Annotated in this window: 11 protein-coding genes; 10 read left to right on the top strand and 1 reads right to left on the bottom strand. The window is 50.0% G+C overall.

The annotated features are described in order from the left end of the window. Window positions 1-466: 466 nt before the first annotated feature. A complete protein-coding gene (locus D9T21_RS07765; protein WP_123324454.1) occupies window positions 467-1513 on the bottom strand; it encodes an IS110 family RNA-guided transposase in 1047 nt (348 codons plus the stop codon). Between the two features lie 502 nt (window positions 1514-2015). Here D9T21_RS07765 and D9T21_RS07760 point away from each other — a divergent pair. From D9T21_RS07760 to dmpH, 10 genes are all read left to right on the top strand, one after another. Then, on the top strand, window positions 2016-2945 hold the full coding sequence (locus tag D9T21_RS07760; RefSeq protein ID WP_123324453.1) for a catechol 2,3-dioxygenase: 930 nt from the start codon (window positions 2016-2018) through the stop codon (window positions 2943-2945). Between the two features lie 23 nt (window positions 2946-2968). Continuing rightward, entirely contained in the window at window positions 2969-3250 is a 282-nt protein-coding gene (locus tag D9T21_RS07755; protein ID WP_105935987.1) for a phenol hydroxylase subunit, read from the top strand. 25 nt (window positions 3251-3275) lie between these two features. Further along, window positions 3276-4274: a ferritin family protein gene (locus D9T21_RS07750; RefSeq protein WP_105935988.1), complete on the top strand. Its 999-nt coding sequence runs from the start codon at window positions 3276-3278 to the stop codon at window positions 4272-4274. Window positions 4275-4282: 8 nt separating this feature from the next. Further along, a complete protein-coding gene (locus tag D9T21_RS07745; protein WP_123324452.1) occupies window positions 4283-4552 on the top strand; it encodes an MmoB/DmpM family protein in 270 nt (89 codons plus the stop codon). A 9-nt stretch (window positions 4553-4561) separates the two neighbouring features. Further along, complete coding sequence (locus D9T21_RS07740; protein ID WP_123324451.1) at window positions 4562-6076, top strand: YHS domain-containing protein; 1515 nt, start codon at window positions 4562-4564, stop codon at window positions 6074-6076. 75 nt (window positions 6077-6151) lie between these two features. After that, a complete protein-coding gene (locus D9T21_RS07735; RefSeq protein WP_105935991.1) occupies window positions 6152-6514 on the top strand; it encodes a phenol hydroxylase subunit P4 in 363 nt (120 codons plus the stop codon). A 2-nt stretch (window positions 6515-6516) separates the two neighbouring features. Then, the gene (locus tag D9T21_RS07730; protein ID WP_105935992.1) at window positions 6517-7578 is read left to right on the top strand and encodes an NADH:ubiquinone reductase (Na(+)-transporting) subunit F; all 1062 of its coding nucleotides are present in this window, start codon (window positions 6517-6519) and stop codon (window positions 7576-7578) included. 338 nt (window positions 7579-7916) lie between these two features. After that, window positions 7917-9377, top strand: a complete 1461-nt coding sequence (locus D9T21_RS07725) for a 2-hydroxymuconic semialdehyde dehydrogenase (protein WP_123324450.1) — start codon at window positions 7917-7919, stop codon at window positions 9375-9377. Window positions 9378-9389: 12 nt separating this feature from the next. Continuing rightward, window positions 9390-10187, top strand: coding sequence for a 2-oxopent-4-enoate hydratase (gene dmpE, locus D9T21_RS07720; RefSeq protein WP_105935994.1), 798 nt, complete (start codon window positions 9390-9392; stop codon window positions 10185-10187). Then, window positions 10184-10978: a 2-oxo-3-hexenedioate decarboxylase gene (gene dmpH / locus D9T21_RS07715; protein WP_105935995.1), complete on the top strand. Its 795-nt coding sequence runs from the start codon at window positions 10184-10186 to the stop codon at window positions 10976-10978. Before dmpE ends, dmpH begins: the two co-directional genes overlap by 4 nt. Window positions 10979-10988: the final 10 nt, after the last annotated feature.

The following is a 10988-nucleotide window of genomic DNA, read 5'->3' as shown; positions in this document are numbered from 1 at the left end:
CATATGAGCCCAACTCCCGTCAATAGGTAATAACAATTCTCTGGCTGCGTCAGCAGCCAGTTCAAGTCCCTGTGCTAAACCTCTTAACTTCATCTGTCATGGTCATCGTCAGGCTTCGCCTGCGGCAAACACATATAGAGGCTCTCTTAGTGCGATCTCATCGCTGCCTGCTGCCGGGCAATCCGTGGCGGGCGCAGGGGCACTAGACATTCATCGGTTAACCTGATGCTGGCACTATTCAAAACGTAATGGCTGATTATTCTCGCCAGTTAGTGGAAGGCTCAGTGCAGGTGCAAGCGATTTAGCACAGGGTATTGTTGCGCAACAGGCAGATGTCTAATCAAAGCGTGGTGGCTGTGGACACCGGTATAGTTCATCACATTGCAGGTTCACATGCCTAAATAAGTGATAAACATGATACTCGCCATTCGACCAGTTAGATTTTCAGCTCATCTGCCTGCGCGACTTACCCTGCTAAAAAGCGTTCACTGTCGAACACCGTTTTATTCTTCAACATATAATACATGCATCGCCCGAGTTTATGGGCCAGGGCCGAGAGTGCTTTTGCTTTACTCATGCGCTTTTGTAACTTAGCGAGATATGCTTGTGCACGTGGGTTGCCTTTCAAGAACAACACCGCTGCTTCCGAGAATGCCCACTTAAGATGTGCATTACCGATTTTATTGCCCTGAGTACCGTATGTTTTGCCTGCTGATTCCGCTTTGCATTTGACCAGCCGTGAATAGGAGGCGAACTTCTGAACACTCTCAAAGCGTTGGATATTGCCAATCTCGTAAAGAATTGTCAGAGCCAAAACCCGTCCGACACCCGGCAATGAACGTAGCAGATGATAGTCACGGCCGTTGTCATTTTTAGTTATCTTCTCTACATAACATTCGATACTGCTAACTTCATGGTCATAAATTTCAATCAGACGCAGATTCATATCCACACTGCGTTGTACCAGTGGGTCAGGAAAATAGCCGCGCATAGCATCCCGGCCCGTGGTGTAACTTAAATCTGATTTTTCGGGAAGAGGCAGGTTGTACTGGGCAAGCGCATTCTTAACAAAGGCTTTTAATTCAGCACTGTGGCGCATGGCATGGGTTCGTCTTCGTAATAAGTCCCGGATAGCCCGTTTTTCCTTCGGATAAACATAAGCCAGAGGGAAATTGCCGCCCCGCATAAGCTTGGCAATTTTATACGCGTCAATTTTATCATTTTTGGTTTTGCCGCCATGAATAGCTTTCATGTACAAGGCGTGGCCAAGAATAAAGTCGATGTTGTGCTGTTCGCAAAAATCACTGAGCCAATACCAGCAATGCATACATTCGGCACCGACTATGATATTCCCCAGATAGGGAGAAAGCAGTGTTAAAAGCTGTTCAGGCGAGTCTTTAATCTTCTTGTGAACCAGAATGTCGCCACGCTCATCGAGGATGCAAACGTAGAGCATTCGCGCATGAAGATCGATTCCGCAGTAAAAAGGATGTAAGTTAGTATAAAATTGCATTGAGTCTTCTCCGTTTGGGTTTGGTCGCCTTCCAGCTTAGCCAAGAAATTGGCTAAGCTGGGGAGAAGGCTCAATAAGTATCAACCTGCTTCAGTAGGTAGTGATCATTTAAGATAGGTTTTTGCCTGTATTGCTAGCGGTTAACAAAGGAAATTGTTTATACCGTTTTGTTGGAGTCGCCGACGACATAGTTGGGAATATAGCAACAAACCTCTCCGTGATTCATTTCAGTCTCGCTATCCGTAGCATTCCTCATACTGAGACATGCCAATGGCATTCTGGTTATTCGTCACCCCGCATTACCAACCTTACAAAATTGTAAGGGCACAACATCAAACTAACAAATGCGTTATGCAAACGTTAATTAAAATCGCTAAAAATTTACATGAAATATATAAATATCAATTAAAACAATAAGATAAAATGTTGGCATGATACCTGTATTAAGTTAATGGATTGTTGCGCTCAAGGGCGCTTAGAAGCTCATAGTGGAGAACAGATTATGGCGATGACAGGTGTATTACGTCCAGGACATGTAGCTGTACGGGTATTGGACTTAGATGAAGCCGTTAAGTTTTACGGTGATGTCATGGGGCTGGTCGAGACCGGTCGTGACGACATGGGGCGGGTTTATTTTAAGTGTTGGGATGAACAGGATCACAGCAGCTACATCATTCGTGAAGCCGAGCAGGCGGGTGTCGATTTTGTCGGCTTTAAAGTGCTTGATACAGCCACCCTCGATAAACTTGAGAAAGGCTTAAACGCCTATGGCGTTGAAACCCGCCGTCTTGAAGCCGGTGACTTGCTGGAAACCGGCGAGCGCGTGCGCTTCACCCTGCCTTCCGGCCACGAGTTTGAACTCTATGCTGAGAAAACCAAAGTAGGCAACGGGATGGGCCTGACCAACCCGGCGCCCTGGTATACCCAGAGTGAGCATGGTATCGCGCCGGTGCGTCTGGACCACATGCTGCTGTACGGACCAGACATCGCCAAAGTGAAAGCGATTTTTGAAGACGTCCTCGGCTTTTTCCTGGTTGAGCGCGTGCTTGCCGAAGACAACGAAACCGAAGCGGGTATCTGGCTGTCCTGCTCGCACAAAGTGCACGACATTGCCTTTGTGGAGTATCCCGAGCCGGGCAAACTGCATCACACCTCGTTTTTAATGGATAGCTGGGAGCGTGTGCTGCGGGCCGGTGACATTATGTCGATGAACGAAGTGGCCGTGGATATTGGCCCAACGCGCCACGGTATTACCCGCGGCTGTACTATTTATGCCTGGGATCCTTCCGGCAACCGTTTTGAAACGTTTATGGGCGGTTATCACCCTTACCCTGATTACGAAACCATTACCTGGACCTGGGATAACTTCGCGCAGGGGCTCGATTACCCGCAGCGTAAGCTGCACGAGAGCTTCCTGACGATAGTGAGCTAACGGCAAACCTGGAAGGACAAATCATGAACGACAGTATTGCGGCCCCGAAAGAGCAGTTCGACACCTCGTTACATTACGTGCGTGTGACAGGCAAACGAGACGACGGATTTGTGGAGTTTGAGTTTAGTGTAGGCCAGCCGGAGGTGGCACTGGAAATGGTGCTTAAACAGCAGGACTTTGAAAAGTTTTGTGAAGAACAAAAGGTGACATTCCTCGATGAGGAAGCGGCTCCCTCCGACGATGAAGAAAAGAATGCATTCCAGTGGAGTCTCCACGACGCTACCCACCACTTTCGTGACGAGTAGATAGGCAAGTTTAGAGGAAAGAATTATGCAAATCGATGTACAAACGGTCAATATTGAACAGAAAAATCAGACCTTTAGCCATTTAAAGAAGCGCTTTGGCGATAAGAAAATCCCATCGCGGTATCAGGAAGCCAGCTATGACCTGCAGGCCGAAGAGAATCTGCATTATCGCCCGACCTGGGCGCCAGAGCAGGAGCTTTACGATCCGAATTTAAGCAAAATTCGCATGAACGACTGGTATGACTTAAAAGATCCCCGTCAGTTCTATTACAGCACCTACACGCTGAATCGTGCCAAGCAACAGGAGACCATGGAGTCTAATTTCAAGACGGTTGAGTCGCTGAACCTGATTGAAGGCATGCCGGACCCGGTTCTGGCTGTGGCGCAGGACCTACTCATTCCGTTGCGCCATGCCAATTACGCGGCCAACATGAATAACACCCTGGTTTGCGGCTACGGTTATGGCACGGTGTTTACCCAGCCCTGTGTTTATCACGCGATGGATAATTTAGGCATTGCCCAGTACCTGTCTCGTCTTGGCCTGATGATTGGAGATGTGGAATCCCTCGAAGCAGCAAAGCAGGACTGGATGGACAGCGATGCCTGGCAACCGCTGCGCCGCTCACTGGAAGATCTGATGTGTGTGCGCGATCCGGTGGAAGTATTCATTAAACAAAACTTTGTGCTGGATGGCCTGCTTTATCCGCTGGTGTATCAGCGCATTGTCGACCAGAACCTGGTTGAGCAGGGTGGTTCAGGCATTTCAATCCTTACCCAGTTCATGACTAACTGGTATCTGGAGTCCAAACGGTGGGTGGACTCGGTGATCAAAACTATGGCGTCTGAATCTGCAGAGAACAAAGCGGTTCTGGAAGAGTGGATCGACAGCGCCGCTAATCACTTTACCTCGGTATTGCTGCCAGTGGCAGGGTTAGCGGTTGCAGGTAATCAGGCCGACGAACTGGTTAGTGAAGCTCACGACGAATTATTACAGCGCGCTAAAAAAGCCGGTTTGTTTAAGTAGGAAGCATCATGTCTAGAGTATTTATCATTTTACAGGCCAATGAAGAGACCCGCTCGATTGTGGAAGCCATTGAGCAGGATAACCCGGATGCCGAAGTGGTACACGAGCCAGCTATGGTGAAGGTACAGGCCGAAGGCCACCTGGTGGTGCGTCGCGAAACCATTGAAGAAGAAATTGGCCGTGAGTTCGATATGCAGGAACTCAACATTAACTTAATCACGCTCAGCGGCAACGTCGATGAAGACGAAGACGCTCTGACACTCACCTGGAACAGCTAGGAGACTATCGTGGATATTAAAAAGACCCCGAAGAAACTTAACGTAAAAGAGAAGTATCGCTTAATGACCCGCGATCTGGCCTGGGAGCCAAGCTATCGCGACGAAAAAGAAATCTACCCTTATGTGGATTACGAAGGCATTAAGGTTCACGACTGGTCCAAGTGGGAAGATCCGTTCCGCCTGACCATGGATGCGTACTGGAAGTATCAGGCCGAAAAAGAGCGTAAATATTATGCAATCATCGATGCCCACGCGCAAAACAACGGCCATCTGAATGTGACGGATGCGCGGTACTTAACCGCAATCAAGTTGTTCCTGCAGAGCATTAGTCCGGGTGAATATGCGTCTCACCGTGGTTTTGCCCGGGTTGGACGTGAGTTTGCCGGCGTCGGTCCACAGGTGGCTTGTCAGATGCAGTCGATTGACGAAATCCGCCATGCACAAACCCAGGTTCACGCTATGTCGAACTACAACAAGTTCTACAACGGCTTTAAAGATTTTGCCAATCAGCGTGACCGGATCTGGTACACCTCAGTAGCCCGTTCATTCTTTGACGATGCCATGTCGGCAGGGCCATTTGAGTTCCTGATCGCCATTGGTTTCTCATTCGAGTACGTACTGACCAACCTGCTGTTCGTGCCGTTTATGTCAGGCGCTGCCTACAACGGTGATATGGCCACCTGTACTTTTGGTTTCTCGGCACAGTCAGACGAAGCCCGTCATATGACACTGGGTCTGGAATGTATCAAGTTTATGCTCGAGCAGGATCCGGACAATATTCCAATTGTGCAGAAATGGATCGACAAATGGTTCTGGCGTGGTTGCCGCCTGTTAACCCTGGTTGCGGCCATGATGGATTACATGCTGCCTAAACGCGTGATGTCATGGCGCGAAGCGTGGAATATCTATGGCGTGGAAAATGGTAACGCACTGTTCCGCGATCTGGCTCGCTACGGCATTAAACCACCGATGCACTGGGACGACGTTGAAAAGTCAATCGATCACACTTCGCACCAGATTATGCTGGGCCTGTATCAGTGGAAATTTGGTACGGCGTTCCATTCCTGGACACCGACTGCCAGCGACATTGAGTGGCTGAAAGAAAAATACCCGACTACGTTTGAAAAATACTACCTGCCGCGCTGGGAATACGCCATTGCGCAGAAAGAAAACGGTGGTGAGTACAATAACTTTGGTTTACCCAAGCTGTGTCAGACCTGTCAGTTACCTTGTCTGTTTACTGAGCCGGATGATCCAACGCAACTGGCGCACCGCGAAACAGAATACGAAGGCGAGAAATATCACTTCTGTTCGGATGGCTGTCAGCATGTGTTTGAGCAGGAACCTGAGAAATATGTTCAGGCCTGGTTACCTATGCCGTCTATGATGCAGGAACCGTTAAAAGGCGACCTGGCCGCGTGGATGGAGTGGGCAAGCCTGGAGCCTACGGCAGCGGGCGAATATGCCAGCTCAGAAGACAAAGCCAACTTTGAGAAATGGCGCAAGCAGGTGTCGACCGACTAATCACCGTCTTTAACCGCTGCCCGGCCAATTCGGGCAGCCTAAGCCTGCCAGCGCAGGTGTAACAGGAGAATTATTATGGCAGTTGTAGCAAATGGCGAGTACAAGTTCCCGTCGCGAGACAGAGTAGAAAACTACTATGGTCATCAGTTGTTATTTGCATGCTGGGATCATCACATGCTGATGGCGGCGCCTTTTATGTTATTTGGTGCGCCGGATCAGAAACTGGGTGACATTATTGAACAGCAGTTAAAGCCACTTATGCAGCCGGATCCCGATTTCGACAAGATTGACTGGGACGCTATTGAGTGGACCAAAAGTGGTGAACCATGGACGCCCGACTTTAATAAAACAATTAAGCAAAATGGCCTGGTGCATAAAGAGCAATTCTGCTTTAAAACCCCTGGCTTGTCGACACTGGTTCCGCCTCAGGGAGAATAACCATGAGCTTTGAAGTAACCATTGAGCCATTGGGACAAACCATTGAGGTAGAGGAAGAGCAGACCATTCTGGATGCCGCGCTGCGGGCGGGGATTTACCTGCCCCATGCCTGCTGCCACGGGTTGTGTGCAACCTGCAAGATTGATGTGCTGGACGGCGAAGTCGATCACGGTGAAGCCTCCAGTTTTGCCTTAATGGATTTTGAGCGCGATGAAAATAAATGTCTGGCGTGCTGTGCGATCCCGGAAAGTGATTTGGTGATCGAAGCGGAGATTGAGGAAGATCCTGACTCCCGTAACCTGCCGGTGCAGGACTATCAGTGCACGGTAAGCCGCATCGAAGAGTTAACCCCCACCATTAAAGGTATCTGGCTGAAGATAGCAGATGCCGATGGTATTGAGTTTCAGGCGGGTCAGTACATCAACCTTAATCTGCCGGACGATATTGGCAGCCGGGCTTTCTCGATTGCCAGCACACCAGCGGAGCCTGGCGAAATTGAGCTGAATATCCGTAAGGTTCCCGGCGGCGTGGGAACGGCCTATATTCACGATGAGCTCAAAGAGGGCGATGACATAACCTTTAGCGGACCCTACGGACGCTTCTTTGTGAAAAAATCAGCCGACATGCCCATGATATTTATGGCGGGTGGTTCGGGGCTATCCAGTCCCCGTTCGATGATAATGGAACTGCTTGAAGAAGGTTGCGAGCATCCGATCACACTGGTCTACGGTCAGCGCACCCGGGAAGAACTTTATTATCACGACGAGTTTCTAGCCCTGGCTAAAAAGTACGCCAACTTTACTTATATTCCGGCGCTGTCTGATGCCGGTGACGATGGCGTCTGGCAGGGAGAGGTGGGTTTTGTTCACGAAGCCGCTCAGCGTGCGTTTAATGGCGACTTCAGTGGCAATAAGGCTTATCTCTGTGGGCCACCGCTGATGATTGATGCCTGTATCAATACCTTAATGCAGGGGCGCCTGTTTGAACGGGATATTTATACGGAGAAGTTTATTTCCGCCGCGGATGCACAGCAGGTGCGCAGTCCGCTGTTTAAAAATATCTGATTTGTGTCTCAGGGAAGTGATACGCATTTGCGTAGACTTTATCACCATCAATGGTTGTTTAGTTGTTATGAGTGGTTGTTTTAGACGGTTGTTATAAATAGTGCCGCAATGTGTGCTGCGCCCGCCCGGGCAGGCGCCTTGCGGCATTTTGTTTTCAGTGGCCAGAAGGCGGTTAGCAGGGCTATTTGGAAGAGAAATATAGTTATACCTTTAAAGTATTAGGTTGTCTTTCAAATGGTATTAGACGGTATGGTGTTGGGAATTTACACTGACTTTAAGTGTTATTGAGTTGTAAATATTAATTTAAGGGCTTGCGTAGCCTAAAGTGAGAGTCCGATATGCGCCAAGTAGAAAATTTTATCCGCGGAGAGTTTGTCGCAGCCAGAGATGGCAAGCGCTTTGACAAAGTATCTCCGGTGACCGGCGAAGTTATCGCCAGCATTGCCGAAGCAGGACGTAGTGACGTTAATGAAGCCGTACTGGCGGCCAAAGCAGCGCTGCAAGGCGAATGGTCTACCTTTACCACTAATCAGCGGGTGGAAATGCTGTATGAAGTGGCTGATGAAATCACCCGCCGCTTTGAAGATTTTGTGGAAGCCGAAATGGCCGATACCGGTCAGCCTTCTAATGTTATGCGCCATGTCTTTATTCCTCGCGGCGCGGCCAACTTCAAAATCTTCGCTGATACTATCAAAAATGTCCCCACCGAGAGTTTTATGCTCGACACGCCGGATGGCGCAGGCGCACTGAACTACGGTGTTCGCACACCTAAAGGCGTAATTGGCGTTATCAGCCCGTGGAACGCGCCGTTCATGCTGATGACCTGGAAAGTCGGCCCGGCACTGGCCTGCGGAAATACCGTGGTAGTCAAGCCATCAGAAGAAACCCCACTGACCTCCGTACTACTGGGTGAAGTAATGAATAAAGTGGGCGTACCCAAAGGCGTTTATAACGTGGTAAACGGTTTCGGCCCGGATTCAGCTGGTGCATTCCTTACCGAACACAAAGACGTTGATGCCATTACCTTTACCGGTGAAACCCGCACCGGTACCGCCATCATGAAAGCCGCTGCCGAAGGCACCCGCGATGTGTCTTTTGAAATGGGGGGTAAAAATGCCGGTATCGTATTTGCCGACTGCGACTTTGATAAAGCCATTGAAGGCATCTCCCGCTCGTCTTTCTTAAACTCCGGGCAGGTGTGTTTAGGTACCGAGCGGGTGTATGTGGAGCGCCCGATTTTCGACAAGTTCGTGGCCGCACTGAAAGAAAAGGCCGAAGCGGTTAATTACGGTAAGCCCACCGACGAAGGCGTTAACTACGGCCCTTTAATCAGTAAAGAGCATCAGGATAAAGTCCTGTCTTACTATAAAAAAGCGGTAGAGGAAGGCGCCACGGTGATCACCGGTGGTGGTGTACCCGAGGTACCAGAAGCGCTCAAAAACGGTCACTGGATCCAACCGACTATCTGGACTGATTTAGCCGATGACGCCGCTGTAGTAAAAGAAGAGATTTTTGGCCCTTGTTGTCACATTCGCCCCTTCGACAGCGAAGAAGAAGTGATAGGCCTGGCAAACAGTACTGATTACGGCCTGGCAACCACCATCTGGACCAAAGACCTGCCGCGGGCACACCGTATGGCGGCCAAAATCGATGTGGGCATTTGCTGGGTAAACAGCTGGTTCCTGCGCGATCTACGCACCGCATTTGGTGGCACCAAGCAGTCCGGTATAGGCCGTGAAGGCGGCGTGCATTCCCTGGAGTTCTACACCGAGCTGCGTAACGTTTGCGTGAAGCTATAGGAGCGGTCAGACATGGATAATTCACAAATTAAAAAACTAGGTAATGCGTTGTATGAGGCCATGGTGTCACGCAACACGCTGGTGCCGTTTACCGAGCAACACCCGGATATTACTTTAGAGCAGGCTTACGAGATTCAGTTGCAATATATCCAGCGTCGCCTGGACGCCGGTGAGAAAATTGTAGGCAAAAAAATTGGCGTCACCAGCAAAGCGGTACAGGATTTTCTCGGCGTCTTTCAGCCAGACTTTGGTCAGCTCACCGACAAAATGGTGTACCAGGAAGGCGAAACTATCGACCTTAACGAGCTTATTCAGCCTAAAGCAGAAGCGGAGCTGGCCATTGTGCTCAAAGAAGACCTGATTGGCCCGGGCATTACTGCGGTAGACGTGATCCGTGCCACCGATTATGTGAGCCCGTGTTTTGAAATTGTCGACTCACGGATCACCGACTGGAAAATCAAAATTCAGGACACCGTGGCCGACAATGCCTCTTGCGGTGTGTATGTGGTCAGTAACATCAAAGCCGATCCCCGCAAGGTGGATATCACCATGGCAGGTATGACCCTGTACAAAAATGGTGAGCTATTCTCTACCGGTGTGGGCGCAGCAGTACAAGGCTCGCCTTTTAACGCGGTGGCCTGGCTGGCCAATACTCTGGGGGAACTTGGTATTCCGTTTAAAGCAGGCGAGGTGATCCTGTCCGGCTCACAGTCTGCCCTGGTACCCGTTACCGATGGTGACGAACTGGAGTGTTACATCGCCGGCGTGGGTGGTTGTAAAGTGAATTTTGCCGGGAGCACAAAAGTATGAAAACCAGCTTAACCCAAGAACAAATTATCCGTTTCTGTGAGCGAGTGGAAGGTGCTCAGCGCCGTGCGAATGATATCGCAAAACTCACCAACGAATACCCAGAAATGACCATTGAAGACGGCTATGCTGTGCAGAATGCCCTGCGTGCCCGGTTCATAGAGCAAGGCGAGAAGCTGATTGGCTGGAAAGCAGGCTTAACCTCAAAAGCCAAAATGGTTCAGATGGGCGTGGATAAACCGTCAATTGGTTTTTTAACCGATGCCATGTCACGGCCGGAAAATACCGCCATCAGTACCCACGATATGGTGCATCCCCGGGTGGAATGCGAAGTGGCGTTTGTCACCAAGGCCGACCTGAGCGGCCCGGCCTGCACGCGCGCCGATGTACTGGCGGCAACCGATTTTGTGATGCCAGCCGTTGAGGTCATCGATTCGCGCTATGAAAACTTTAAGTTCGATTTACCCAGTGTGATTGCAGATAACAGTTCATCAGCCCGTTTTGTGGCGGGCGGTCGTCCACGTTACGTTGATGATATCGAAGTCGATGGTATTGGTGTCGCCATGGAGCTTAACGGCGAAATTGTTGAAATGGGCTCTTCTGCTGCGGTAATGGGTCATCCGGCCGATGCGGTGGCCATGGTCGTCAATATTCTGCATGACATGGGTGAAACCCTGCCAGCCGGAAGCTTTGTGATGAGTGGCGGAATTACCGCTGCCGTGGCGGTGAAACCTGGTGACAACGTGATTGCACGCTATCAGGATTTGGGCAGCGTTAGTCTGCGTTTCGAATAAACCCGCTAAT

It is taken from the genome of Marisediminitalea oceani, from assembly GCF_003731635.1.
GTDB lineage: Bacteria > Pseudomonadota > Gammaproteobacteria > Enterobacterales > Alteromonadaceae > Alteromonas > Alteromonas oceani.
This window is presented reverse-complemented; position numbering and strand designations above follow the sequence as displayed.

What these genes read in the sequence shown, in the direction of transcription:
- D9T21_RS07765 (WP_123324454.1), bottom strand. Translation starts at nt 1,513, where the DNA reads ATGCAATTTTATACTAACTTACATCCTTTTTACTGCGGAATCGATCTT.
- D9T21_RS07760 (WP_123324453.1), top strand. Translation starts at nt 2,016, where the DNA reads ATGGCGATGACAGGTGTATTACGTCCAGGACATGTAGCTGTACGGGTA.
- D9T21_RS07755 (WP_105935987.1), top strand. Translation starts at nt 2,969, where the DNA reads ATGAACGACAGTATTGCGGCCCCGAAAGAGCAGTTCGACACCTCGTTA.
- D9T21_RS07750 (WP_105935988.1), top strand. Translation starts at nt 3,276, where the DNA reads ATGCAAATCGATGTACAAACGGTCAATATTGAACAGAAAAATCAGACC.
- D9T21_RS07745 (WP_123324452.1), top strand. Translation starts at nt 4,283, where the DNA reads ATGTCTAGAGTATTTATCATTTTACAGGCCAATGAAGAGACCCGCTCG.
- D9T21_RS07735 (WP_105935991.1), top strand. Translation starts at nt 6,152, where the DNA reads ATGGCAGTTGTAGCAAATGGCGAGTACAAGTTCCCGTCGCGAGACAGA.
- D9T21_RS07730 (WP_105935992.1), top strand. Translation starts at nt 6,517, where the DNA reads ATGAGCTTTGAAGTAACCATTGAGCCATTGGGACAAACCATTGAGGTA.
- D9T21_RS07725 (WP_123324450.1), top strand. Translation starts at nt 7,917, where the DNA reads ATGCGCCAAGTAGAAAATTTTATCCGCGGAGAGTTTGTCGCAGCCAGA.
- dmpE (WP_105935994.1), top strand. Translation starts at nt 9,390, where the DNA reads ATGGATAATTCACAAATTAAAAAACTAGGTAATGCGTTGTATGAGGCC.
- dmpH (WP_105935995.1), top strand. Translation starts at nt 10,184, where the DNA reads ATGAAAACCAGCTTAACCCAAGAACAAATTATCCGTTTCTGTGAGCGA.